Annotated in this window: 24 protein-coding genes and 1 tRNA gene; 7 read left to right on the top strand and 18 right to left on the bottom strand. The window is 66.2% G+C overall.

All coding sequences use genetic code 11. From position 1 onward, the window contains the following. Positions 1–67: 67 nt before the first annotated feature. Positions 68–706, bottom strand: a complete 639-nt coding sequence (locus ACV7NQ_RS19855; protein WP_463361026.1) for a TetR/AcrR family transcriptional regulator — start codon at positions 704–706, stop codon at positions 68–70. A 128-nt stretch (positions 707–834) separates the two neighbouring features. Continuing rightward, positions 835–1,998 carry a pyridoxal phosphate-dependent aminotransferase gene (locus ACV7NQ_RS19850; RefSeq protein WP_463361025.1) on the bottom strand — a complete coding sequence of 388 codons (1,164 nt, stop codon included), beginning with the start codon at positions 1,996–1,998 and terminating at the stop codon, positions 835–837. Between the two features lie 53 nt (positions 1,999–2,051). Between ACV7NQ_RS19850 and ACV7NQ_RS19845 the strand changes: the two genes are divergently transcribed. Next, positions 2,052–2,912, top strand: a complete 861-nt coding sequence (locus ACV7NQ_RS19845) for a M23 family metallopeptidase (RefSeq protein ID WP_463361024.1) — start codon at positions 2,052–2,054, stop codon at positions 2,910–2,912. On the opposite strand, the gene purD is transcribed toward ACV7NQ_RS19845, so the two are convergent. Further along, positions 2,909–4,180 carry a phosphoribosylamine--glycine ligase gene (gene purD / locus ACV7NQ_RS19840; protein ID WP_463361023.1) on the bottom strand — a complete coding sequence of 424 codons (1,272 nt, stop codon included), beginning with the start codon at positions 4,178–4,180 and terminating at the stop codon, positions 2,909–2,911. The two genes, ACV7NQ_RS19845 and purD, sit on opposite strands and share 4 nt — an antisense overlap. Positions 4,181–4,315: 135 nt before the next feature. On the opposite strand from purD, the gene ACV7NQ_RS19835 reads away from it, so the two are divergent. Continuing rightward, positions 4,316–4,693, top strand: a complete 378-nt coding sequence (locus ACV7NQ_RS19835) for a PH domain-containing protein (RefSeq protein WP_463365750.1) — start codon at positions 4,316–4,318, stop codon at positions 4,691–4,693. A 59-nt stretch (positions 4,694–4,752) separates the two neighbouring features. On the opposite strand, the gene ACV7NQ_RS19830 is transcribed toward ACV7NQ_RS19835, so the two are convergent. After that, positions 4,753–5,832, bottom strand: a complete 1,080-nt coding sequence (locus ACV7NQ_RS19830) for an alpha/beta fold hydrolase (protein ID WP_463361022.1) — start codon at positions 5,830–5,832, stop codon at positions 4,753–4,755. Positions 5,833–5,945: 113 nt separating this feature from the next. Here ACV7NQ_RS19830 and ACV7NQ_RS19825 point away from each other — a divergent pair, with 113 nt between their 5' ends. After that, positions 5,946–6,371: an HIT family protein gene (locus ACV7NQ_RS19825; RefSeq protein WP_463361021.1), complete on the top strand. Its 426-nt coding sequence runs from the start codon at positions 5,946–5,948 to the stop codon at positions 6,369–6,371. A 133-nt stretch (positions 6,372–6,504) separates the two neighbouring features. On the opposite strand, the gene ACV7NQ_RS19820 is transcribed toward ACV7NQ_RS19825, so the two are convergent. The 3 genes from ACV7NQ_RS19820 to ACV7NQ_RS19810 form a co-directional block, all read right to left on the bottom strand. Then, positions 6,505–6,576, bottom strand: a tRNA-Thr gene (locus ACV7NQ_RS19820). A 111-nt stretch (positions 6,577–6,687) separates the two neighbouring features. Beyond that, on the bottom strand, positions 6,688–6,930 hold the full coding sequence (locus ACV7NQ_RS19815; protein ID WP_463361020.1) for an MbtH family protein: 243 nt from the start codon (positions 6,928–6,930) through the stop codon (positions 6,688–6,690). Positions 6,931–7,060: 130 nt separating this feature from the next. After that, a complete protein-coding gene (locus ACV7NQ_RS19810) occupies positions 7,061–7,894 on the bottom strand; it encodes an alpha/beta fold hydrolase (RefSeq protein ID WP_463361019.1) in 834 nt (277 codons plus the stop codon). Positions 7,895–8,061: 167 nt separating this feature from the next. On the opposite strand from ACV7NQ_RS19810, the gene ACV7NQ_RS19805 reads away from it, so the two are divergent. The 4 genes from ACV7NQ_RS19805 (at position 8,062) to ACV7NQ_RS19790 (ending at position 12,214) form a co-directional block, all read left to right on the top strand. Beyond that, the gene (locus ACV7NQ_RS19805; protein WP_169333842.1) at positions 8,062–8,232 is read left to right on the top strand and encodes a hypothetical protein; all 171 of its coding nucleotides are present in this window, start codon (positions 8,062–8,064) and stop codon (positions 8,230–8,232) included. A 91-nt stretch (positions 8,233–8,323) separates the two neighbouring features. Continuing rightward, entirely contained in the window at positions 8,324–9,904 is a 1,581-nt protein-coding gene (locus ACV7NQ_RS19800; RefSeq protein ID WP_463361018.1) for an alpha,alpha-trehalose-phosphate synthase (UDP-forming), read from the top strand. Positions 9,905–9,974: 70 nt separating this feature from the next. Next, positions 9,975–10,709: a response regulator transcription factor gene (locus ACV7NQ_RS19795; protein ID WP_463361017.1), complete on the top strand. Its 735-nt coding sequence runs from the start codon at positions 9,975–9,977 to the stop codon at positions 10,707–10,709. Further along, positions 10,706–12,214, top strand: coding sequence for a sensor histidine kinase (locus tag ACV7NQ_RS19790; protein ID WP_463361016.1), 1,509 nt, complete (start codon positions 10,706–10,708; stop codon positions 12,212–12,214). The genes ACV7NQ_RS19795 and ACV7NQ_RS19790 overlap by 4 nt, the downstream gene beginning before the upstream one ends. A 19-nt stretch (positions 12,215–12,233) precedes the next feature. Here the strand turns inward: ACV7NQ_RS19790 and ACV7NQ_RS19785 are convergent, their stop codons facing one another. From ACV7NQ_RS19785 to ACV7NQ_RS19735, 11 genes are all read right to left on the bottom strand, one after another. Further along, positions 12,234–12,647, bottom strand: coding sequence for a h domain protein (locus tag ACV7NQ_RS19785; protein WP_463361015.1), 414 nt, complete (start codon positions 12,645–12,647; stop codon positions 12,234–12,236). Positions 12,648–12,745: 98 nt separating this feature from the next. After that, positions 12,746–13,525, bottom strand: coding sequence for a hypothetical protein (locus ACV7NQ_RS19780; RefSeq protein WP_463361014.1), 780 nt, complete (start codon positions 13,523–13,525; stop codon positions 12,746–12,748). Continuing rightward, on the bottom strand, positions 13,522–14,931 hold the full coding sequence (locus ACV7NQ_RS19775) for an MCE family protein (RefSeq protein ID WP_463361013.1): 1,410 nt from the start codon (positions 14,929–14,931) through the stop codon (positions 13,522–13,524). The genes ACV7NQ_RS19780 and ACV7NQ_RS19775 overlap by 4 nt, the downstream gene beginning before the upstream one ends. Continuing rightward, the gene (locus ACV7NQ_RS19770) at positions 14,928–16,175 is read right to left on the bottom strand and encodes an MCE family protein (protein WP_463361012.1); all 1,248 of its coding nucleotides are present in this window, start codon (positions 16,173–16,175) and stop codon (positions 14,928–14,930) included. Before ACV7NQ_RS19770 ends, ACV7NQ_RS19775 begins: the two co-directional genes overlap by 4 nt. Further along, positions 16,172–17,440 carry an MCE family protein gene (locus ACV7NQ_RS19765; protein WP_463361011.1) on the bottom strand — a complete coding sequence of 423 codons (1,269 nt, stop codon included), beginning with the start codon at positions 17,438–17,440 and terminating at the stop codon, positions 16,172–16,174. The genes ACV7NQ_RS19770 and ACV7NQ_RS19765 overlap by 4 nt, the downstream gene beginning before the upstream one ends. Beyond that, positions 17,437–18,504, bottom strand: coding sequence for an MCE family protein (locus tag ACV7NQ_RS19760; RefSeq protein WP_463361010.1), 1,068 nt, complete (start codon positions 18,502–18,504; stop codon positions 17,437–17,439). Before ACV7NQ_RS19760 ends, ACV7NQ_RS19765 begins: the two co-directional genes overlap by 4 nt. Next, on the bottom strand, positions 18,501–19,529 hold the full coding sequence (locus ACV7NQ_RS19755) for an MCE family protein (RefSeq protein WP_463365749.1): 1,029 nt from the start codon (positions 19,527–19,529) through the stop codon (positions 18,501–18,503). Before ACV7NQ_RS19755 ends, ACV7NQ_RS19760 begins: the two co-directional genes overlap by 4 nt. A gap of 2 nt (positions 19,530–19,531) precedes the next feature. Then, on the bottom strand, positions 19,532–20,665 hold the full coding sequence (locus ACV7NQ_RS19750; protein WP_463365748.1) for an MCE family protein: 1,134 nt from the start codon (positions 20,663–20,665) through the stop codon (positions 19,532–19,534). Positions 20,666–20,751: 86 nt separating this feature from the next. Then, the gene (locus tag ACV7NQ_RS19745) at positions 20,752–21,603 is read right to left on the bottom strand and encodes an MlaE family ABC transporter permease (RefSeq protein WP_463361009.1); all 852 of its coding nucleotides are present in this window, start codon (positions 21,601–21,603) and stop codon (positions 20,752–20,754) included. Positions 21,604–21,607: 4 nt separating this feature from the next. Further along, positions 21,608–22,372 carry an MlaE family ABC transporter permease gene (locus tag ACV7NQ_RS19740; protein WP_463361008.1) on the bottom strand — a complete coding sequence of 255 codons (765 nt, stop codon included), beginning with the start codon at positions 22,370–22,372 and terminating at the stop codon, positions 21,608–21,610. Between the two features lie 287 nt (positions 22,373–22,659). Then, a complete protein-coding gene (locus ACV7NQ_RS19735) occupies positions 22,660–23,559 on the bottom strand; it encodes a 3-oxoacyl-ACP reductase (RefSeq protein ID WP_463365747.1) in 900 nt (299 codons plus the stop codon). Positions 23,560–23,686: the final 127 nt, after the last annotated feature.

Here is a 23,686-nt window from a genome sequence, read left to right as displayed (position 1 = left end):
CGCTCGGCTTCGTCGTTCGCCGGGGCGCTGTGCCGATGGTTCGCTCGCTGCGCTCACTCACGACCGATCAGTCTAGTGCCCGGAACCTATCGATCTGCTGGGGCGTCGCGGGTGCCACGATATCGATCACTTCCAGGAGTGCGCCTCGCGCCATTCGTCTTGGCTCCGGGTCCAGTTCGCTCAGCGCCGCCACCACCGCGCCGTCGACCACGGCCACCAGCCTGCGCAATTGCTCCGGTCGCACCGCCCGATCGGAGCGGCGCAGCACATCGGCGAGCAACTCATCGAGCTGCGCCCGTAGTCGTAGCTGCACATCCCGTAGTTCCGGATGCCGCGCCGAGGCCACCGACCGCTCGTAACGCGCGATCAGCTGACCGCGCGCATCTTCGTCGCGCCCGTCGGTCCCGACCAACAGATCGAGCACCAGATCGACCGTCGCCTCGGCGCCACGCCGGCGATGACTCACATCGCCGACCCGGTGTCGCATCGCGTCCAACTCCGCATTACCGCTGAACTCGACCGCGCGCGCGATCAGATCGTCGAGCGATTCGAAGTAGTACGTGGTCGATGCCAACGGAAGGTCGGCTCGCGTCGCGACCGAGCGATGTCGCACAGCGTCGAATCCGCCTTCGAGTAACAACTCGGCGGCGGCTGCTACCAGAGCCTGGCGACGCCGTTCGCCTTTCGGGGTCGTCGCGGTTATCACCGTGCCATCGTGCCAGTCGTCATCAGTTCATCCGTGCGAAATCAGAGAGGAAAACCCAGCCACCGTTTTTTACCGCATCTGCGCGGTCCGGGTGACGAACTGTGCAAACTCGTTGCCGGACACGAGGATCAGCCGCGCAGATAGCGACGCAGCCGAACGAGTGCCTCCTCGATGTCCGCGGTGGCTCCGGCGAAGGAGAAGCGCACGGTGCGGAGTCCGGCAACGGTGTCGAAGTCGACGCCGGGCGCCAGCGCCACCCCGGTGTGCTCGAGCACCTCGGCGCACCACTTCCGGGAATCGTCGGTGAGGTGGCCGATGTCGGCGTAGGCGTAGAAGGCGCCATCGGCCGGAGCCAGGTCGGTGATGCCCAGTTCCGGCAGGCCATCGAGCAGCAGTCGCCGGTTCGTGGCGTAGCGCTGCACGTGTCCGTCGAGCTCGGCCTTCGCCTCGGCGCCGAAGGCATGCAGCGCCGCGTATTGGGAGATGGCGGGCGGGCAGACGGTCATGTTCGAAGCCAGCCGCTGCAGCGCGGGCCGCAATCCGCTCGGCACCAGCATCCAGCCGAGCCGCCAGCCGGTCATCGAGAAGTACTTCGACACCGAGCCGATCACCACTGATTCGCGCGAGGTCTCCCACGCCGACGAGGTGCCCGCGCCGGCGCCCGCGTAGGTGATGCCGTGGTAGATCTCGTCGGAGATCAGCAGCGTGCCGTTCGCGTCGCACCAGCGCGCCACGGCGGCGAGTTCGGCCGGGTCGATCATCGTGCCCGTCGGATTGGCCGGGCTGGCCACCACCAGACCCGCTGGCGGCTGCGGCAGCGCTTCCAGCATCGCCACAGTCGGCTGGAACCTGGTCTGCGCACCGCAATCCAGCTCGACCACGCGACACCCCAGCGCGGCCAGGGAGTTTCGATAGGCCGGATAGCCGGGTCGGGCCACCACCACGGTGTCGCCCGGATCGAAGGCGGCCAGGAAAATGAGCGTGAAGGCGCCCGAGGATCCGGTCGTCACCACCACGTCGTCAGCATCGACGTGGTAGCCGTAGGTGTCGCGGTGGTGCTCCGCGATCGCCGCACGCAACGGCAGAATACCGAAAGTCTCTGTGTAGCCAAGCAATTCGGCGTCGATTGCCGCCTTCGTCGCACGCAGCACCGGCGCGGGCGCCGGCGTGGACGGCTGCCCCGCGGCCAACATGAGCACACCGCCATGCGATCTGGCCCGTTCCGCGGCGGCTTTCCAGACATCCATCACGTAGAAAGGTGCAATGGTCGACCGGCGAGATTCTCTGGACACCCGACAGACGGTAGAGCACCCACTTCCGTTCGGTCGCGGCTATGGTCGACTTGATGCTTGACAAAGCTCGCCGCGCTGGACTGGAACGAGTACGTGGAGTGGGTGGCGTCGGAGTCATTCCGCCCGATTGGCGCGCCGGGTTGCAGGAGCGGCCGCGTCCCGATTATCGCGCGCTGTTGCGCAAGCATCGGATTCTGATTGCCGGGGTCTGTGCGGCGGCCGTGCTCGCCGCGGCCGATGCGCCGTACACCTGGGGCGTCACCGCCCGCGCTCCGGGACCGGACGATGCGCAACGGGTGGCCATCGCCTACCCGCCGCAGGTGCAGTCCACCCCGCCGTCGGTGCGCCGATACCTCAACGCCATCGCCGATGGCGAGCAGCTGCGCGAGCAAGCGGTGGTCGCGGCGGCCGCCCGCGCCACTCTGGACCGCGCCAAGGCCGAGGCCGCCGCCGCGGTCGCCGGGGACCGGCAGCCCTGGATGACCGGCAACGCGCCGGTGGTGCCCGGTTCGGTACTGCCCGGTAGCACCGGGTACGTGCTACCGACTCGCGGCACCTTCACCTCCGGATTCGGTGCCCGCTGGGGCACTTTCCACGCCGGCATCGACATCGCGGGCCCGATCGGGACCCCCATCTACGCAGTCGCCAACGGCACTGTCATCGACGCGGGCCCCGCGCAGGGCTTCGGGCTGTGGGTGCGCATCCGCCACGACGATGGCAGCATCACGGTGTACGGGCACATGTACGACTTCTTCGTCTCCGTCGGCGAGCGCGTCCCCGCGGGCATGCAGATCGCCCGCATGGGCAACCGCGGCGACTCCACCGGCCCACACCTGCACTTCGAGGTGATCATCGGCGGCCAGCATGTCGACCCGCTGCCGTGGCTCGCCGCACACGGCCTCGTCTTCGGCTAGACGGTAATGCGGTCCTCGACGGCGGCGAGTCCGATATCGGTGCGGTAGTGGCTGCCCGGGAGTTTGATCGAGGCGATGCGGTCGTACGCGTGGGTACGGGCCTCGGCCAGGTCGGCGCCGATGCCGACGACGCTGAGGACGCGGCCACCCGCGGAGACCAGCGCGCCGTCCTCGCGCTGGGCGGTTCCGGCGTGCAGCACCGCGGCGGAGTCGTCGACAGCGCCGTCGCCCGCTCCGGTGATTACATCACCGATGCGCGGGCGGCCCGGGTAGTTCTCGGCCGCGACGACCACGGTGACAGCGGAGCCGTCCCGCCAGCGCGGCGCGTCGACCTCGTCCAGGGTGCCGGTGGCGGTGGCGTTCAGCAGCTCGCCGAGCGGGCTGTCCAGCAGCGCGAGCACCGCCTGGGTCTCCGGATCGCCGAAGCGGCAGTTGAACTCGACAACGGCCGGCCCGGCCGCGCCGATCGCTAGACCCGCGTAGAGCAGGCCGGAAAAGGCATCTCCGCGCCGCACCATTTCGGCGGCGACCGGCTTGACCACGTCCTCGACGATGGCGGTTACCGTCTCCTCGGGCAGCCACGGCAGCGGCGTGTAGGCGCCCATGCCGCCGGTGTTCGGGCCGGTATCGCCGTCGCCGACGCGCTTGTAATCCTGCGCGGGCAGCAGCGGAATCACCGTCGCACCGTCGACCAGACAGAACAGCGAAACCTCCGGCCCATCGAGGAAGGATTCCAGCAGCACCGGGTGGCCGTTCTCGAGCAGTTCCGCGGCGTGATCGCGTGCCGCGTGCCGGTCCGCGGTCACCACCACGCCCTTGCCCGCAGCAAGGCCGTCGTCCTTCACCACCCAGGTGGGGCCGAATCGGTCGAGCGCGGCATCGAGTTCGGCAGGGGTGTCCACGATCTCGCTGTGCGCGGTGCGCACCCCGGCCGCCGACATGACGTCCTTGGCGAAGGCCTTCGATCCTTCGATCCGCGCGGCCGCCGCCGACGGACCGAAGCACGCGATGCCCGCCGCCCGTACCGCGTCGGCGACACCGAGCACCAGCGGCACCTCGGGACCGATCACCACCAGATCCACGTCGAGGTCGGTGGCCAGGGCGACCACGGCCTCGGCGGAGCACGGGTCGACCGGCCGGGTCTGCGCATGTTGGGCGATCCCGGCGTTGCCCGGCGCGGCGTATAGCGCGCTCACCGCGGAGTCCCGGCGCAGCGCCAGGACGAGGGCATGTTCACGGGCTCCGGAACCGATGACGAGTACGCGCACGGCCAACATCTTAAAGGTGCGCCGAAATCAGTTGTCACCTCGGCCGACACGAGCCCGACGGAGAGGATGATGGATCGGGGGTGGGCGTCGAATCTGCCCCAACCACACTCGGACTGCGCAAAGGACGTGCTGACGATGGGTCTGATCGACGGACTGATGGGCAATGCCGGACGGATCGATCCCGGCCAGGCGACCCGCGAATACGCGAAGCTCCTCGGTAACGGTGAAGAGATCTACGCCGCGTATCTGCTGGTACGCGATGCCATCCTGTTCACGAACCGGCGCCTGATCCTGGTAGACAAGCAGGGCGTGACCGGCCGGAAGGTGAGCTATCACAGCATCCCCTACCGGGCGATCACGCACTTCTCGGTGGAAACCGCGGGCACCTTCGACCTGGACGCCGAGCTCGCCATCTGGATTTCCGGGTCGCACGAGCCGGTGCAGAAGCGGTTCAATCGTCAGGTCGACATCTATGAGGTGCAAGGGATCCTGTCGCATTTCGTTGCCGTGTAACAGTGTTGCGGCGTAACAGTTTTGTCGTGTATCGGCGCCAAAGCCCCCCGCCGCCACCGCTATCGAGCCGCCGGTGCCACCCGGCTCTCGACGACCACCGGACGCACCCGGGTCAGCAGCAGTTCGAGGAACTGCTCGGGCTGCCAGAACGACGCGAAGTGGGTGGCGTCGGTGATCAGCGCGAACTCCTTGTGCGGCGCCCGCACGTCGTCGAAGTAGTGGCGCGCGCGGGCCGCAGGCGTCAGGCTGTCGTGTTCGCCCTGAAAGATGAAGAACGGGAGCTCGAACCGGGTTCCGTCGAGCCAGGAATCGAAGTGCACGGATTCGACGCCGATCCGTTCGGAGAACTTCATGCCGTCCGCGCCTGCCTTCAGGTCGCGCAGCCGGTGCTGCGGTGAGAACCACATCGAGGGGAGGATCAGCTGCTTCAGCATAGTGACGAGGAAGGGGTCCGAGCTGGTCTTCAGCTTGGCGTGCAGTCCCCACTCTTCGGCGCTCCACTTGGTGGCATCCGGGCCCATCTTCTCCAGTTTCACTGCGGCGGAACGCTTTCCACTATCGCGCAGCCGCCGCACTGTCGCGTAGAACGCGCTGTCGTCGCATTCGCCGCCGCAGATGTTCTGGTCGGTGCCGACGTAGGCCGAGTACAGCTCGGGGTGGTTGCGCGCCAGGCGAAGTCCGAGCACCGATCCGAAGGAGTTGCCGAGCAGCACCACGTTGTCCTTGTGCAGCCTGTGCCGCACGTAGCGGGTGACCTCCAGTGCGTCGTCGAACAGCCGGTTGACACCTATCTCGCCCTGCTCGCCGCGACCGAAGGTCTTGCCGGTGCCGCGCATGTCCCAGCGGACGATGGTGAAGTGCCGCTGCCACTCGCGGGTCCGGTTGGCGAAGTAGGTGTTCGTGGCGCCGGGGCCGCCATGCAGGTCGAGCAGCACCGGGTTATTCAGGTCTTCGCCGCGAATCTCGAGCCACTGGTCGATGCCCCCGATGCGAACGAAGCCGGATTCGACGATGCCGTTGGGGGTGTCGATACGCAGTGCGCGTGCGGCGCCGCGGCGACGCAACTGGCGGTGGCTCAGCAGGCCGGCGGGGGCGGCGGAGAATGCGGCGGCGGTGGCGAGCGCGATGGCGATCATCATCTTCCTAAACTGTGTCTGATGGAAACTAATATGTGTATGTTAGACACAGTTTCAGGCGGCCTCAACACCGTGCACTCTCGAAATCGTTCGACACCGGCGCGTAGCCTGCGGGCATGGCTTCTGTTTTCAGTGCGATCATCGACGGTCAACTGCCGGGCCGATTCGTCTGGGAGGACGACGAATTCGTCGGTTTCCTCACCATCGCCCCGGTCACCCCCGGTCACACCCTGGTGGTGCCCCGCAAGGAAATCGACCAGTGGCAGGACATCGACGCCGAAACGTTCGCGCGGTTGAACGGCGTCGCCCAGAAGGTCGGGCAGGCGGTGCGGCAGGCGTGGGACGCGCCGCGCGCCGGGCTGCTCATTGCCGGGCTGGAGGTGCCGCACCTGCACGTGCACGTCTTCCCCGCGTTTACGATGGGCAACTTCGATATCTCGGGCGCCGACCCGAATCCCTCCCCGGAATCCCTCGACGAGGCTCAGGCCAAGATCAAGCAGGCGCTGCGCGACCTAGGGCACGGCGCGAACGTTCCCGACTGACTTCGCGGTTCACCGAAGACGCTCTCTTGCCCGCGTCGTTGGCGGCGGGCGTGTCCCGCCGCCGCGATGCGTTTCCACTCCGCCCATCGACAGAGCCTCGACCGCTGAGCTCAGCCGCGCAGTGGCCGGAAAGAGCCCCCTGTCAGGATTGAACTGACGACCTTTCGCTTACAAGGCGAGTGCTCTACCACTGAGCTAAGGAGGCGGGAAAACGGTGCCTATCATAACCGGGCGCGCCAACTGCGTGACACCGGATTACGGTGCCACGCAGCGGCAGTTCAGTCGAACGTCCCGGCGCAGTAGCGGATACTGCAGGTCAGGACCTGGCGCCCTGCCGGGCCGCGTCATCGGCGGCCATCGCGTCACGCAGGCTCTTCGGACGCATGTCGGTCCAATTCTTTTCGACGTACTCGACGCAGGCAGCGCGGCTGTCCTCGCCGAAAACCACTCGCCATCCGGCCGGAACCTCCGCGAAGGCCGGCCACAGCGAATGCTGTTCCTCGTCGTTGACCAGGACGAAGAAGCGACCGTCTTCGTCATCGAAGGGGTTGGTGCTCAATTTCACCTCACTGGATACTGGCGCATGTACGGGATTACTCCGGACCTGTCCGGCGCTGCTGGAGCGCCGTTAGACTCCCCGAGCGTTGTGTCGACCCTAGCAAGGCAGACGTTACGCGTAGGCAGTTACCTCAGGCCCCGAAAAAATCGAGCAGGATTTTGTTGACAGCCTCGGGACGCTCCAGGTATCCATAGTGTCCCGCATCGGGAACTTCCTGGTAGCGCGCTCCCGGAATTACCTCGGCGACCTCGCGCGAGAGGTATGGCGGAATCATCCGATCATCGGCGAACCCAATGGCCAGACACGGCACCTTGACCCCCCGATATGCCTGCATCCGATCGAAATCGTGGTCCATCCGGCGCTGCGCACGGATACCCGGCGTGACCGGGCCGCCGGTGAACTCGAACAGATCCAGCCAGTCGCGAGCGGCATTCGGGTCGGCCATCGTCGCGGGCGACAGGTTCATCACGGCGGTCATCGCGGCCTCGTACTTCACCGGCAGCTTGACGCCGCTGGCATCGAGTTCGTGCTCGCCGAACGAGAGCGTCTTCTGGAACTGATCGAGGCGGCCGTGACCGGCCATGAACACCGCCTTGCGCACCAGTTCGGGCCGGGCCAGCGCCACTTCCTGGGCCACCCGCGCCCCCATCGAAGTGCCGACCACCAGCGCGGGACCCTCGTCGAGCACTTCGATGAGCCCGGCGGTGTCGGCGGCCAGGTCGTCGATGGTCATGCCCGACGGGGCCTCGAAGGACGGCGCGATGCCACGGTTGTCGAAGGTGCACACCCGGTATCCGGCGGCGAGCAACGCCGGAACCTGATGCAGTTCCCAGACGCGTCCCGGGCTGCCGGTACCCATGATCATCACGACCAACGGGGCCGATCCCTTGACGTCCGTGCCCCTGGCTCGGTCGCCCTTGACCTGGTAGTTGAGGGAGATTCCGTTCACCGTGGCCAGCGGCATCTTCAAACCCTTTCGTGGAGTGGTGCTGGGTCACCACGGTATAGGGACGCGCGCGGGGACGCACCGACCCCGGGCGAACTGGTATCCGGGTGCGGCGCGTTCTCACCTGATCCAGATATCATTGACTACTCGCACGTACGAGCGTAACGAGCCGGGAGGACAAGAAGATGGCCGCGAAGGGCAGCGCGAACGACATCGCGGACGACGATCTGGAACCACTCGCCGACGAGACCGCACGCCAAGCGCAGCGCGTCGTTGCCGCGTACGCGGAGGACGCGGACGAGTGCCGGATGCTGTTGTCGATGCTCGGCATCGGACCGAGCGCCCGAGGCGAGTAGCGACCAACTCGAGCTCGACGACAACGGCGCCGTCGACCAACCGATAACTTCAGCGGGAAAAGCGACGCGCAAAGGATGCGTGAGTGGACCAATGACACAGCAGCCGTCCGACGACTCCGAGCACGCCCTACCAAAGCTCTCACCTGATACCGCCGACCTCGAGGTGACAACCAACGGTCACGCTGAAACCAACGGGGCCGGCTCCGGTTTCGTCGTCGTCGCCAATCGCCTTCCGGTCGACCTGGAACGTCTGCCTGATGGTTCCACCCGATGGAAGCGCAGCCCCGGTGGCCTGGTCACCGCGCTGGAGCCGGTGCTACGCAACAACAAGGGGGCGTGGGTCGGCTGGGCCGGCGTGCCGGACGTCGACGTCGATCCGATCATCGAGGACGGGCTCGAGCTGCATCCGGTGCAGCTCACCGCGCAAGAGGTCGCCGACTACTACGAGGGCTTCTCCAACGCCACGCTGTGGCCGCTCTATCACGATGTGATCGTGCGGCCGGTCTACGACCGGGCATGGTGGAGCGCATACGTCCAGGTGAACCGACGCTTCGCCGAGGCGACCGCGAAGGTGGCCGCCGAGGGCGCCACCGTGTGGGTCCAGGACTATCAGCTGCAGCTGGTGCCGAAGATGCTGCGTATGCTGCGCCCCGATCTGACCATCGGGTTCTTCCTGCACATCCCATTCCCGCCGGTCGAGCTGTTCATGCAGATGCCATGGCGGGCCGAGATCATCGACGGTCTGCTCGGCGCCGATCTGATCGGGTTCCATCTGCCGGGCGGCGCACAGAACTTCCTGTACCTGGCCAGGCGCCTCGCCGGTCAGCCCACCTCGCGTGGCACCGTCGGCGTCCGTTCCAAGCTCGGCGTTGTGCAGGTCGGGTTCCGCACGGTCCGGGTGGGTGCGTTCCCGATCTCGATCGCCTCCGCCGAACTCGACGAGTATTCCCGGCGCCGGTCGGTGCGGGAACGCGCCGCGAAGATCCGCGCCGAGTTGGGCAACCCGAAGAACGTCCTGCTCGGCGTCGACCGGCTCGACTACACCAAGGGCATCGACATCCGGCTCGGTGCCCTGGAGGAACTGCTGGTGGAGGGCCGGATCGATCCGACGGAGACGGTGATGGTGCAGCTGGCCACACCGAGCCGCGAGCGGGTGGAGAGCTACGTCCAGATGCGCGGCGACATCGAGCGCCAGGTCGGCCGGATCAACGGCGAATTCTCCGAGGTCGGCCACCCGGTGGTGCATTACCTGCATCGCCCCATCCCCCGCGACGAACTCATCGCCTTCTTCGTGGCCGCCGATGCCATGCTGGTGACCCCGCTGCGCGACGGCATGAACCTGGTCGCCAAGGAGTACGTGGCCTGCCACAGCGGTCTCAACGGCGCCCTGGTCCTGAGCGAATTCACCGGCGCCGCAGCCGAATTGCGCCAAGCCTACCTGTGCAACCCGCACGACCTGGACAGCGTGAAGGACGCCATCGTCTCAGCACTCGAGGACGACCGCGACACCAAGCGGCGCCGGATGCGCTCCCTGCGCCGCCAGGTACTCGCCCACGACGTGGACCGCTGGGCCCGCTCCTTCATGGAGGCGCTGGCCCAGGACCAGGTCGCGGGCAGCGCCCTGCTCACCGACGACGACCTATACCCCGAATCCCGGGAACCACATCGCTGACTTACCCATTCACAGGAATCACCCAGGAAAGTTCCAGCGGGTTCCCAGTCCCGTCCCGGACCATGAAGGTATGAACGTGCCTGCGGAGAGCACACCCGAGGCTCGGGTACTCGTGGTCGACGATGAACCGATGATCGTGGAGCTGCTGTCGGTGAGCCTGCGCTATCAGGGGTTCGAGGTCGAGTCGGCCGCCGACGGGGCGCAGGCGCTGGACAAGGCCCGCGTCTTCCGGCCGCAGGCCATGATCCTCGACGTGATGATGCCCGGCATGGACGGCTTCGGGCTGTTGCGCAGGCTGCGCGCCGATGGCATCGACGCCCCGGTGCTGTTCTTGACCGCCCGCGACGAGGTGCAGGACAAGGTCGCCGGGCTCACGCTCGGCGCCGACGACTACGTCACCAAGCCGTTCAGCCTGGAAGAGGTGGTGGCCCGGCTGCGGGTCATCCTGCGCCGATCCGGCCAGCACATGCCGGTGCGGGAGACTTCGCGCATTCGGTTCGAGGACATCGAACTCGACGACGACACCCATGAGGTGTGGAAGGCCGGCGAGCCGGTCGCGTTGTCCCGCACCGAATTCACGCTGCTGCGCTACTTCATGGTCAATGCGGGCACGGTGCTGAGCAAGCCGCGCATTCTGGATCACGTGTGGCGCTACGACTTCGGCGGCGAGGTCGGGGTGGTGGAGACCTATGTGTCGTATCTGCGCAAGAAAGTAGACACCGGGGATCAGCGGTTGATCCACACGCTGCGCGGCGTCGGGTACGTGATGCGCGCGCCGAACCGGACCCGACAGCACGACAAATGATCGCTGAGCCGCTCGAACGCGCCCGACGCCGGGTGTCGCGCACCTGGTTGGCGATCCCGCTGCGGGTGCTGTTGGTGCTGGCGCTGGTCATCCTGTCCGCGCTCGGGCTGCTGGTCTCGGGGATGGCCGTCACCTCCTCGTTGGAGAAGGGGCTGACGAAGCGCACCGACCAGCAGTTGCGCGACGCCGCGATGGCGTGGGCGCGTCCGCAGCGACAGGCTCCGCAGAATCCAATACATCCGTCGAGCACGTTTTACATCCGTTCCGAATCGGCCAACGGCGGCGGCGTCCACTTCGAGGCCAGACCGTTCGGTGTCGATATCGGTATCGACCCGGACGTCCCCGCCCCATCGAACGAAGTGCGGCAACTGGGTTCGGACCAGGGGATCGTCGGTCCGGTCGTCCTCATGCAGCCGAGGACCGTCGGCTCCAAGAACGACGCACCGATCCGGTGGCGGGCCCTGGTGGTCGGCACGCCAGAGACGACAACGACGGTGGCCATACCTCTTACCCAGAACATCGACACCGTGCGCAGGCTGATCATGCTGCAGCTCATCGTCGGCGCCGCGGTCCTCGCCGCGCTCGCGGTGGCCGCCTACTTCGTGATCCGCAGCAGCCTGCGGCCGCTGCGCGGCGTCGAGAATATCGCCGCCGCGATCGCCGCGGGCGACCTGCATCGCCGAGTTCCGGTGCACGGCACCAACACCGAGGTCGACCGGCTGTCCCAATCGCTGAACGGCATGCTGACGCAGATCCAGCGCGCCTTCGCGAAAACCGAGGCATCCGAGGCCGCCGCGCGCCGCTCCGAGGCGAACATGCGGCGCTTCGTCGCCGACGCGAGTCACGAACTGCGCACCCCGCTCACCACCATCCGCGGCTTCGCCGAGCTCTACCGCCAGGGCGCGACCTCGGACCCGGCGCTGTTCATGGACCGCATCGAACGCGAAGCCCAGCGCATGGGCCTGCTGGTGGAGGACCTGCTGATGCTGGCCCGCCTGGACGCCCAACGCCCACTGGAACTCGACCCGGTCGACCTGCTAGCCGTCGCCAGCGACGCCGTGCACAACGCGCGCGCCGCGGCCGCCGCCGGAAACCCGGACGGCCCGCCCCGCTCGATCCAGCTCGAAATCCGCCCCGGTGACGGCACATTGGAGGTCATCGGCGACGAAGCCCGCCTACGTCAGGTCCTCGCCAACCTGCTGAACAACGCACTCACCCACACCCCACCGGACGCCTCGATAACGGTCCGCCTGACCCCGCGCCCCGACGAGGTCGTCCTGGAAGTCTCCGACACCGGCCCCGGCCTCCCCGACGAGGAAGTCGACCGAATCTTCGAACGCTTCTACCGCACCGACACCTCACGCACCCGCAGCAGCGGCGGCACCGGCCTCGGACTCTCCATCGTGCAGGCGCTGGTCACCGCGCACGGCGGCACGGTCGATGCGCAAAGCACCCCGGGCGAGGGCGCCACCTTCAGCGTGCGGCTGCCGCGCGAAACGCACTGAACCCGGGTTGATTCGCCGATCAGATCGGCGTGACATCGGAGACCATCCAGCGATTGCCGTCCTTGTCCAGGCTCACCTTGACCCGGCTGGTGCTGATGTTGGCCTGCGGCGAATCCTTGCTCGTACTCACCTGGTTCAGATAGAGCATCACCACCGCGCGCGCCGGCTCGGTGGAGACCACACCGGCGGCCTGGGTGGTGGCCTGAACGTTCAGTTGCTTGTCCTTGGCGCCGGGGGCGATCGCTTCCTTGATCAGCTTCAGGTAGTCGTCGCGGAAGCTGCCGGTGAGATTGTCCGCAGCCTTGGGCAATTCGGCGTCCACGGTCTTGAAGTTGTAGGTGAACATCGCCTCGACGGTGCGCTGCGCGACCGGGACCACCTGGGTGCGGGCCTGCTCGCTGGCGCGGTTGTCGAAGTACCTGAACCCGGTCACTGCGCACACTACGGCCGCGGCCACGACGACAAGGGCGACGCAGGCCCACGGAACTACTCGACGCACGGCTGTGCTTATGGTTCGCTCGCTGCGCTCACTCATGCCACGAACTCCACTTGTGAGGCAGTGATGATCCCGTTGTCGCCGCGGGTGACAGTCACCCGGAACCGGTAGAACCGCGTCTGCGGATCCTTCATACCCGCGTTGGTCAGGGTCTGTTTGGCGGCGATCAGCACGCGCGCCGAATTCGGATCCTCGTTCTCGATGGCGGTCTCGACAATCTCGCCGGTGGCCTTGACCTTGGCCTGCTCCACCACGCTCGCGTAGGCGTCCTTGCGCTCGGCGTATTCCGCCTTCAGCTCACCGGAGGCCACCGCGAGGACGCGGTCGATATCCGCCTTGGCGGTCTCGTCGTTGATGGTGGTGAGGTTGAGGATCGCCTGCTTAGCGGTCTGCTCGTAGTCCGCGCGCCGGGCGTCGCGGGCGTCGGCCGACCGCAAGCCAAAGATGAAGAAGCCGCTCGTCACCACCAGCGCGATCACGGCGGCCGCGGCCACTGCCGCCGCGGCCATCCGCAACCACCGTGGCACACCGCGCTTGGCCTCGGTATCGACGAAATCCGCGGCCTCGGGGATGTCCCGCGCCGGTTCGGACACCGAATCCGTGGCGTCGCTCGCGGTTTCAGCAGGGGCATTCGCGACGACCGGCGCGGACTTCACTATTGTGACATCGACGGCCGCGGCCTTCGACAGCTTGATCCGCTCCCCGGTGTCGCGCTCCTCGATCTCCTCGATTTCGCTGGTGTCGTCCGGCGGCGGGCCCGCTGAGCGCACCGCGCGTCGCCGGGACCGGCTCTTCACCACACTGGATTCACTCATCGTTGCTGCTCCTGTAGCATCGCCTGCCAACTCGCCGGTATCGTGCCGGATCCGTCCTTCCCGATATCCCCCTGCCGGTACGTCCGACCGTCGGGTCCCATGAATGTCCCGCTGCCTGGATCGTAGGACCTGCCGAGTGCGGCCGGGTGAGTCGCTCCCGGCGCGTCCATCGGCTGACCCGACGGCGTGAACGCCTGCGGCGCACCGAACGGCGGGTTGTTGCCTTCCGGCACGTAACCGTTCGGGTCACGGCACAATTCCGGCGTCGGCGCCCGCTTGCCGGGCACCTCGGCGCACGGCGTATTTCGGATGCCACGCACCGCCTCCGCGGCGTTCTGCGGAACCTTGCAGTAGATGCCGGGCGGGGTGTCGGCGGAGTCGAGTTCGGACGGCGCCCGGCGCTGGTCGGGCGGCAGGAAGCCGGTGGTGCAGCCGGGCGGATCGTTGAGCTCGAGATGGAAGTCGACGATGGCGCCGTATTCGAGCGGCCCCCGAACGACCGTCTGGAAGGCCGCGACCAGCGGCGGGAATACCACCAGGATCTGTTCCAGCCCGGCGTGATACGTCGCACCCACCTGTGCGACGCTGACCAGGTTCGAAAGCAGCAGCGGCAGTGTCGGTTTCAGATCCTGGAACAAGTTGCTGACAGTTTGTGCCGCAGCGGGCGTCTTGTTCAACAGGTTGTTCAGCGCCGGATCGTGGGCGCGCAGCTGATCGGTGACCGTGGCCAGGTCGGCCGTCCACTCTCGAATGGCGGCGTCGGACTGGTTCTGGGTGTCCAGCAGCGGACCGATCTTGTCCAGCAGATCCTTGGTCGGCCCGGCGTTGGCCTGCGCCTCCTGCACCAGCAGGGCAGCGGAGTCGATGAACTTCTGCAGATCGGGGCCTGCCCCGTTGAATGCCGTGAACGCGTCATCGATCACCTGCCGCAACTTGGTGTCGGCGACGCTGGCGAGCAGGCGGTCGGATTGATCGAGCACCGACCCGATGTCCTGCGGCAGTCTGGTGCGGTCCACCGGAATCACCGACCCGTCGGAAAGGTTGCCGCCCTTCGGATTCGCAACCGGAACGAGGTCGACGTACTGCTCGCCTATCGCGGATACGCTCTTCACCCACGCATCGACGTCGGAGGGGATCTTGTAATCGCTGTCGATGGACAGTTTCGCGTCCACCCCGGTTGGGGTCAGCCGAACCTCTTGCACCTTGCCGACATTCGTCCCGCGGTAGGCGACGTTGGCCGTCGGGTACAGCCCGCCGGTCGCGGCCAACTCGACCGTCACCTCGTAGCGGCCGATGCCGAACATGGCGGGCAGCTGCACGTAGGTGCCGGCCATGACCACCAGGCCGATCACGGTCAGCACCCCGAAGATGGTCAGCTGGATCCGAACGAACCGAGTGAGCTTCATCGACCCGTACCCCCTTGCGGTGCGGTTTGACCGGCAGGCGGAACCGTCAGACCCGGAATCGCGGGCAGACCCGGAATCGGCGGCAGGCCAGGGATACTCGGCGTCGGCGCAGGAGTCGCGGGTGGCGGCGGCTGCAGCGGCGCGGTCGCCGGGTTGCTGTTGCCCTCGGCCGAACCGGCGAAGCTTCCGAGTGCGCCCTCGACACCACCGAAGCGGCCGCCGAGCGGGGTGCCGGTCAGGAAGTTCGAGTCGAGCCGCTTGCCGGTGAGGTCCACGGTCATGATCAAGTTCATGTAGTCGCCCTTGATCGCATTGCTGAGGTTCTTCATCGGGAACGGAAAGGTCGGTATGACCTTCAGCGCCTCGACGAGCTTGCTCCCCGTGTCCGCGAGCGTCTGCAACACCGGTGCCAAATTCGCCAGGTCGGCCTTCAGACTGTCGCCGCCCTGCGCGATGATCCGCTGCACCACATCGCTGAGATCGCCTAGGGCGACAATGGTATTGGTGATGTTCTCGCGGCGGTCGGCAAGCACCGTCAAGGCCGGATGGATCTGCTCGATGGCCGCCGTCACCCGATCCTTCTGCTGGGCCAGCTGCCCACTGAAGCGATCGAGGCCGTTCATCGCGCCGATAATGTCGTTGGTCTGGGCGTCCAGGGTGGTGGTCAGCTGGTTCAGCTGCGGCAGCAGATCCTTGATCGCGTCCGCACGTCCGGTGAACGCGGCATTCAGCTCGTGCGTAATGGTTTCGAGCTGGCTGATACCGCCGCCATTGAGCACCACCGACAACGACGAAAGCGTCTGCTCGGTGGTGGGGTATGCGCCGGCCCGCTCCAGCGGGATCAGATCGCCGTTCTTCAATTCACCCTGTGCCGGAACGTCTTTCGGTGCGGACAGCTCGAGATGGTTGCTGCCGAGCAGGCTGGTCTGCCCGATCCGCGCGATCGCGTTGGCAGGCAGCTTCACATCATGACTCAGGGTGACCGTGACCAGCGCATGCCAGCCCTCGACCTCGATGTTCGACACCGTGCCGACCGCAACATCATCGACGCGGACCGGAGAATTCCGGGTCAGCGTGGTGACATTGGGCATCTGGATCTTCACCTGGTAGGCATTCGGATCATTGCCTATCGCACCCGGCATCGGCAGCGAATTGAGGCCGTCCCATTGGCAGCCGCTGACGCCGAGCACAGCGGCCAAGCCGATCGCGGCGCAGGCGATCCGGATCCGTCGACGTTGCATCATCGCCCTCCTCCCGGAATGGCCAGTCCGGCAATCCCGTTCGGCACGGTGACCGGGGCCGTCCCCGAAGTCGCGTCGCTCGGCCCGCCGGCGGCGAGGCTCGGCGGACTGTAGACGAGCTGATTGGGGAACGCCGTCTGGTTGGAGGCCGGGTTGGCCAGCAGCGGTGGATAATTCATCATCAGGCCCTGGACCACCGGCGCCAGGTACTGTGCACAGAGGTTCGCGCTGTGATCGGACTGGTTCGCCTCCATGGCCTGGACCGCGCCGCACAAGAAGGCGAGGGGGTTGGCGAAGTTCGGCGCGACGACGGCGCCGGTCAAGCTGCCCTGAGCGGGGTCGTAGATCTGATAGAAGTTCACCAGAGCCGTTGGACCGGAATGCAATACCTGCTCGAGCTGGGGTCGCTTGTCGGCGAGCACCTGCGTGGCGGCGCCGAGCCGCTGCACGCTCTCGGTCAGCGCGCCGCCGCGCTCGTCCAGGAAACGTTTGATATCGCCGACGGCGGTGTCCAGGTTGTCCAGACCGGCGCCGAGGTCGTCGGAGACGCCGGCCAATACCGAGGACACCGAGGCCAGCCGTCCGCCGAATTGCACGATCTGGTCGTTGCTCTTGGAGAGCACGTCCACGAACTGCTGCAGGTTGCGGATGGTGCCGAACAGGTCGGTGCGGCCGTCGGACAACGTATTCAGGGTGCTCGACAGCTCACGCAGGGTGTCGCGGAACGCCTGAGCATTGCCGTTGTCGAGGTTGTCGGCAGCGGTGTTCACGAACCGCCCGAATGAACCCTGCTTGTCCTCACCGACCGGACCGAGGGTCGTGGCCAGCTTGGACAGTTCGGTCTTGATGTCGTCCCATTCGACAGGTACCGCGGTGCGTTCGATCGGGATCTGGGCGCCGTCACGCATTTTGGGCCCGCCGACGTAGGCAGGCGCCAGCTGAATGAACCGGGCCGACACCAGCGACGGCGAGATGATCACGGCCTTGGCGTCCGCGGGAATGTCGATGCCGCGGTCGAGGGTCATCGCGACCCGCACCCGATCCTTGCCGGGATCGATGGAGTCGATCCGCCCGACCTTGACCCCGAGTACCCGCACTTCGTCCCCGGCGTACAGGCCGTTCGTCGATGGGAAATACGCGGTGACCGAGGTCTTCCCGATCCGGGAGAGAACCGACCAACCGACGGCCACCACCAGGCAGACCGCCACCACCGCGGCGAGCACTCGTGCCCACCGTGGCGCCTTCTTGACATTGCGAAGGGCGTTCATCGCGGCGGCTCCTGAATCGCGGGGCCGAGCGTCGGTGGCTTCGGCTCGGTGAAGTACCGGCGGAGATCATCCGGCAGATGCTGCGGCCACACCAGCGAGTCGACCAGTATTTGCAGGCCCGGGCTGGTCGCATTGGCCACGTACGCTTGGAAATACGGGCCGCTGCCCACCTGCTCGCCGAGCGCCGCCTCGAACGGCCCGAGCTCGTCGAGCGCCTTGCCGATGTTCTCCTTGTTCCGCTCCAGCAGGTCCAGCACCGAATTCAGCTTGTCCAGTGTGGGTTTCAGCTGGGCCTCGTTGTCGTTGACGAAGCCGGTCAGCTGCTGCGCGAGCCCGTTCACGTACACGATCAGCTGGCTCAGCGCGGCGCGTCGGTTGTTCAGTTCGCCGAGCAGACTGTTGCCGTCCACCAGCAGCGAGTTGATCTGATTGCTGCGGTCCGAGAGCACCTTCGTCACGCTCTGCGCATGGCTGAGCAGCTCGGTCAGCGCCTTGTCGCGGGTGTTGATGCTGCGCGACAGCTGGGTGACGCCGTCCAACGCCGACCGCAGCGGCGCCGGAGTGTCGGCGAAGGTCGTCGACAGCGCGTCCAGGGTTTTGTTGACCTGGTCCATGTCCAGATCCTTGACGGTATTCGACAGGTCACCGAGCGCGTCGGTCAGCGAGTAGGGAGAAGTGGTGCGGTCCAACGGAATCGTGTCGTCGCGCCGGGTCGCGCCGTCCCCGGCCGGCGTTACCTCGAGCGACTTGCGGCCGAGCAAGGTGTTGGTCTTGATGGCCGCGGCCGTCTTGCGCCCGAGCACGATCGACTCGTCCAGGGTGAACCGGACGTACACCTTCGCGCCGTCCAGCTTGACCTCGTCGACACGTCCCGAGCGCACACCCGCGACCTGTACCTGGTCACCGGGCACCAGCCCGCCCGCGTCGGCGAAGAATGCGGAGTACTCCGCGCCGGAGTGGATGAACGGCAGCCGGTCGACCTGTAGGGCAGACAACGAAACGGTCACCGCGACAACGATGCCGACGATGCCGATGGAAACTGCGCGTGATCGAGGTTCGTTCATCGGTTCTTCGCACACCTTCCGGTCTCCTGCCCACCGGGCGTGTTGAAGATCATCGGCTGACCGTTCGGGCCGTCGAAGACGATGTTCGTCCCACAGATGTACATGTTCAGGAACGATCCGTACGAACCGATCCGGATGAGCTTCTTGTAGGCGTCGGGCAGGTTCTCCAACACATATTGGACGGTGTCGGAACCGTCGTCGAGATTGCTCGCGAGACGGCCCGCCTGCTCGATGGTCGACTTCAGATCCGGGCGAGCCTGTTGCAGCAGCTGGGTCAGGTCGCCCGTCGCGCCCGCGAGGCGTGGCAGCGCGGCGCCGATCGGATCCTTGTCGGCGGCCAATCCGCTGACGAGTCGCTGCAATTCGTCGAGCGTGGTGCCGAACTGCTGATTGCGGTCATCGATAGTGGCCAGCACGGTCTTCAAGTTCTCGATCACGCTACCGATCAGCGCGTCCCGGTCGGCGAGCGTCTTGCTGAAGGACCCGGAGCTGTTGAGCAGCGCCACGAGGGTGCCGCCCTGCCCTTGGAAGACCTGCAGCAGCGCATTGGTCAGATCGTTGACCTGAGCCGGATCCAAGCCGCGCAGCAGCGGTTTGAAGCCACCGAGCAGCATGTCCAGATCCAGTGCCGGCGAGGTGCGGTCCTTGTCGATGGTGCCGCCCTTCGGCAGTACCTGCGTGGTGCCCGGACCCTCCAGCAGCTCGAGATACCGGTCACCGACGAGGTTTTCGTAGCGGATGGTCGCCTTGGTGCTGGTGTAGAGCCGGTACTTGCTGTCGACATTGAAATCGAGGTGGGCGAGGTGATCGGTGCCCACGTGCACGCCGGACACCGAGCCGACCGGCACACCGGCGATCCTGACCTTCATTCCTGGCAGAATCCCGGACGAACTGGTGAACACCGCGTGGTAGCCGTTCTCGCGGGCAAAGCGCATCTGGCTGAACACGATGACCAGCCCGGCCAGCACGAGCGCCATCGCCAGCGTGAAGATCGTCAGTTTGACGGTAGCCGCGTGCGGTTTGATCCTCACGGCTGATCCACCCCCGGAAGTCCGGCGAACAGTAGCTGGAACACCTTGGGTCCGTTCAGATGTGGCGACGTGGACGGCGTCCACACGTGACCTTCGGAGGTGTCGGTGACCACGTAGTTGGCGTGGCTGTCGGGCACCCGGTTCTCGATGCCATCGCAATGCGGGCCACCGGTAGCGTTGACCTTGGGCAGATCCTGCGGGTACTGGTACGGATCGGCGCCGGGCATGAAACTCGCGTTCAGCGGCACCGCGTCGAACCGACCACCGAAGACGTCCTCACCGAGCGGGAGCACATCGGCGAGGCCGACGACGATGCAGCGCAGCGCCGGCTTGTAGTCGTTGAGCAGTTGAGCGGTCGGGCGCAGCAGATCCAGCGCAGAGACGAGCTGGTTCTCGTTGTCCCGCAGTACCGAGCCGGTGGTGTCGGCCAGCCCGATCAGGTTGGCAAGCAGGGCGTCGACCTGCTGTTCCTGTTCGACGATCGTCTTGCTGGTCACGATGGCGTTGTCGGTGGTGCGCAACAGATCCGGAACCGTATCGGCGTACAGGTTGGTGACACCGGTCGCCGAGTTGAGGTCCCGCTGCAGCGCGGGCAGACTCGGATTGATGTCACGCAGGTAGGCGTCGCTGCGCGCGAGCAGATCGCCGAGCTTCTCGCCCCGCCCCTGCAGCGCGGTACCCAGCGCCGACAGCGTGGCATTGAGCTTCTCCGGCTCGATCTTGGCCAGCACGTCGGTCAAATGCTGGAACAGCGTATTGAACTCGACCGTCACCGCGCCCGCCGTCAGCGTCGTACCCGGCCGCAGCGACTGCGACGAAGGCTGCTGCGGAACAACGAAGTTCACGTATTTGGCGCCGAATACGGTGGTGGACCTGATATCCACCGTCGCATTGGCGGGCACCAGCTTCAGCTTGTCGGGATCGAGCGCCAACCGCAGCCGCGCGCCGTCGCCGATCTGGTCGACGGCCGCCACCCGGCCGATCTCCACGCCACGGATCTTCACCTTCGCGTCGGGGTCGAGCACCAGTCCGCTGCGCGGCGACTCGATGGTGACGGTCGCGGACTTGGTGAACCCGCCCGCGAACATCACCAGCGAGACGGCCACGATCGCGACCAACGCCAGCACCATCGCGAGGCCGGCGAGCTTCAGTCCGAGCCCACCCCGCAGCGCTGCTGCCAGGCCGCTTTCTGCTTGCGTCGATTGCGTCATACCGCTTACCCGGAGAGGTGGAAGTTGCCGGAGGTGCCGTAGATGGCCAGCGAGATCAGCAGTGTCACCGTGACCACCGCGACCAGCGAGGCCCGCACCGCATTGCCGACCGCGATCCCGACCCCGACCGGCCCGCCCGCGGCGTGATAGCCGTAGTAGGTGTGAATCATCATGACCGCCAGGGCCATGAAGATCGCCTGCGCGAACGACCAGAGGATGTCGCTGGGGATCAGGAACGTGGAGAAGTAGTGGTCGTAGACGCCCGCGGACTGCCCGTAGATGACCACGGTGGCGAACCGGCTGGCGATGAACGAACAGATCACCGCGAGCGCGTACAGCGGCACGATCGCGATCATGCCCGCCAGCACCCGGGTGCCGACCAGATATGGCACCGGCCGGATCGCCATCGACTCCAGCGCATCGATCTCCTCGGCTACCCGCATCGCGCCGAGCTGCGCGGTCGAACCCGCGCCGATGGTGGCCGCCAGGCCGATACCGGAGATCACCGGAGCCGCGATGCGCACATTGATGAAGGCCGCGAAGAATCCGGTCAGCGCCTCGACGCCGATATTGCCCAGCGAGCTATAACCCTGCACCGCAATGGTGCCGCCGGTGAACAGGGTGAGAAACCCGACGATCACGACAGTGCCACCGATAACAGCCAAAGCGCCTGTGCCCATGCTGATCTCGGCGATCAACCGAATCGTCTCGGTTCGATAGTGCACCAGCGCACGCGGGATGGACCCGATTGTCTGTGCATAGAACACAGCCTGTTTACCCACTGAATCGAGTGAGCCCGAAAATCGACGCACTCGCCGCACGGTACGTGGAAACCGGGATTCGATCACGAAAGCCATGAGGTCACCGTGCCGCGAACTTGATACCGACCGCTGTGACCACGACATTCACCACGAACAGTGCCATAAAGGCGAACACTACGGTCTGATTCACCGCATCACCGACACTCTTGGGACCACCTTTGACATTCAGGCCCAGATAACAGGCCACCAGCCCAGCGATCAGCCCGAACAAGCCGGCCTTCACTTCGGAGATGACCAACTCGGGCAGATGGGTGAGCAGGGTGATGCCATTGACGAAGGCGCCTGGATTCACGCCCTGCAGCAACACCGAAAACAGAAAGCCGCCGACAATGCCGATGGTGCACACCAGGCCGTTGAGCATCAGCGCGACGAAAGTCGAGGCAAGCACCCGCGGCACCACCAGCCGCTGCACCGGGTCGATGCCGAGCACGCGCATCGCGTCGATCTCTTCGCGAATGGTGCGGGCGCCGAGGTCGGCGCAGATCGCAGTAGCGCCCGCGCCCGCCACGATGAGCACGGTGACGATCGGTCCAACCTGGGTGACCGCGCCGAATGCGGCGCCCGCGCCGCTGAGGTCGGCGGCGCCGATCTCGCGAAGCAGGATATTCAGCGTGAAGCTGACCAGAACGGTGAACGGGATGGCGACCAGCAGCGTCGGAACAATCGAGACACGGGCGATGAACCAGGCCTGATCAATGAACTCGCGCCCTTGGAATGGTCTACGGATGCTGGCGCGGGCGACATCGGCGACGAGTTCGAAAAACCCGCCGACCGCCCGCAACGGCACAGCAAGGATGTCGTTCATTCGCGATCCTCCTTGCTCAACCTGCGTGTACAGCTCAAAGCGTGAAGCCCCATCGGGGCGCCTTTGCCTCACCGATTAGAACATGTTCATTTTGCTTATGGAAGCTTTTCGCCACATTTGAACTGCACTTTTCTGCAACGCCGGGATTGCATATTGAAACGTGTGTCAGAAATGCGCGACCCACGCTTTGTGAGCCGTCACACACCATGACTCCCATGTCTACCAAGTGCCGGACTGGCGATCAACAATTGGTCACATGATCAGTAGTTCACTGACGACAACCGCCATCAGCCGAGATCGAGCAACGTAGCTGCCGAAAATGTACGACCTTCGGGCCGATCGGCGAAGTACCTGCCGAGCGTGGCGGCCAAATCACCGGCAGACCACTGACCATCGGCCGCGTCGAACCGCTGCTCCACAGTTGGCGCCGCCATCAGTGCGACCATCGGTCCGTACACCACGAAGACCTGACCGTTGACCGCATCGGCCGCGGGCGAGGCCAGATAGGTGACCAGCCGGGCCACGTGATCCGGCGAGAGCGGATCAATGCCGCGCTCCGGCGGCGCACTGAACACGGCCTCGGTCATCGCGGTCCGTGCCCGCGGGCAGATGGCATTGGCGCGCACGCCGAAACGGGAAAGACCGCGCGCCGCGGACAACGTCAGCGCGGTGATACCGGCCTTGGCCGCGCCGTAGTTGGCCTGCCCCTCCGGCCCGAGCAGACCCGCCTCGGACGAGGTATTGACCAGCCTGCCGTAGATCGGCGCGCCCGCCGCCTTGGACTTGGCGCGCCAATAGGCTCCGGCATTGCGGGACAACAGGAAGTGACCGCGCAGATGCACCGCGATCACCGCGTCGAAGTCCTCGTCGGTCATGTTGAACAGCATTCGATCCCGCGTGATGCCCGCGTTGTTCACCACGATGTCGACGCCGCCGAATGCCTCGTCCGCGATGCGGATGAGCGCGTCGGCGGTCGCACGCTCGGCGATGCTGCCGGCGACGAACTCAGCCTTCGCGCCGAGTGCCCGGATCTCGGCGAGGGTGTCGACCACCGCATCCGATTCCGACAGGTCGTTGACTACCACCGACGCGCCCGCGGCGGCAAGGGCGAGCGCCTCTGCCCGCCCGAGCCCGGCACCGGACCCGGTCACGATCGCCACCCGGCCCGCGAGGTCTGTGTTGCCCATCACTTCTGAATCACTCACGACTGCACCTCGCTAGCGCTCGGCTCCGTCGTGCCCGACGGCGCTGTGCTGATGGCTCGCTCGCTTCGCTCACTCACGACTGCACCTCGCTAGCGCTCGGCTCCGTCGT

The sequence above is a fragment of the Nocardia sp. Tas62D01 genome, assembly GCF_055232035.1.
The sequence above is the reverse complement of the archived record's forward strand: the minus strand, read 5'-3'. Positions and strand labels throughout refer to the sequence as shown.

Coding starts and splice junctions, on each gene's coding strand:
- ACV7NQ_RS19845 (WP_463361024.1), top strand. CDS start 2,052: ATGCTTGACAAAGCTCGCCGCGCTGGACTGGAACGAGTACGTGGAGTG.
- ACV7NQ_RS19835 (WP_463365750.1), top strand. CDS start 4,316: ATGGGTCTGATCGACGGACTGATGGGCAATGCCGGACGGATCGATCCC.
- ACV7NQ_RS19830 (WP_463361022.1), bottom strand. CDS start 5,832: ATGATGATCGCCATCGCGCTCGCCACCGCCGCCGCATTCTCCGCCGCC.
- ACV7NQ_RS19825 (WP_463361021.1), top strand. CDS start 5,946: ATGGCTTCTGTTTTCAGTGCGATCATCGACGGTCAACTGCCGGGCCGA.
- ACV7NQ_RS19810 (WP_463361019.1), bottom strand. CDS start 7,894: ATGCCGCTGGCCACGGTGAACGGAATCTCCCTCAACTACCAGGTCAAG.
- ACV7NQ_RS19805 (WP_169333842.1), top strand. CDS start 8,062: ATGGCCGCGAAGGGCAGCGCGAACGACATCGCGGACGACGATCTGGAA.
- ACV7NQ_RS19800 (WP_463361018.1), top strand. CDS start 8,324: ATGACACAGCAGCCGTCCGACGACTCCGAGCACGCCCTACCAAAGCTC.
- ACV7NQ_RS19795 (WP_463361017.1), top strand. CDS start 9,975: ATGAACGTGCCTGCGGAGAGCACACCCGAGGCTCGGGTACTCGTGGTC.
- ACV7NQ_RS19790 (WP_463361016.1), top strand. CDS start 10,706: ATGATCGCTGAGCCGCTCGAACGCGCCCGACGCCGGGTGTCGCGCACC.
- ACV7NQ_RS19780 (WP_463361014.1), bottom strand. CDS start 13,525: ATGAGTGAATCCAGTGTGGTGAAGAGCCGGTCCCGGCGACGCGCGGTG.
- ACV7NQ_RS19775 (WP_463361013.1), bottom strand. CDS start 14,931: ATGAAGCTCACTCGGTTCGTTCGGATCCAGCTGACCATCTTCGGGGTG.
- ACV7NQ_RS19770 (WP_463361012.1), bottom strand. CDS start 16,175: ATGATGCAACGTCGACGGATCCGGATCGCCTGCGCCGCGATCGGCTTG.
- ACV7NQ_RS19765 (WP_463361011.1), bottom strand. CDS start 17,440: ATGAACGCCCTTCGCAATGTCAAGAAGGCGCCACGGTGGGCACGAGTG.
- ACV7NQ_RS19760 (WP_463361010.1), bottom strand. CDS start 18,504: ATGAACGAACCTCGATCACGCGCAGTTTCCATCGGCATCGTCGGCATC.
- ACV7NQ_RS19750 (WP_463365748.1), bottom strand. CDS start 20,665: ATGGTGCTGGCGTTGGTCGCGATCGTGGCCGTCTCGCTGGTGATGTTC.
- ACV7NQ_RS19745 (WP_463361009.1), bottom strand. CDS start 21,603: ATGGCTTTCGTGATCGAATCCCGGTTTCCACGTACCGTGCGGCGAGTG.
- ACV7NQ_RS19740 (WP_463361008.1), bottom strand. CDS start 22,372: ATGAACGACATCCTTGCTGTGCCGTTGCGGGCGGTCGGCGGGTTTTTC.
- ACV7NQ_RS19735 (WP_463365747.1), bottom strand. CDS start 23,559: ATGGGCAACACAGACCTCGCGGGCCGGGTGGCGATCGTGACCGGGTCC.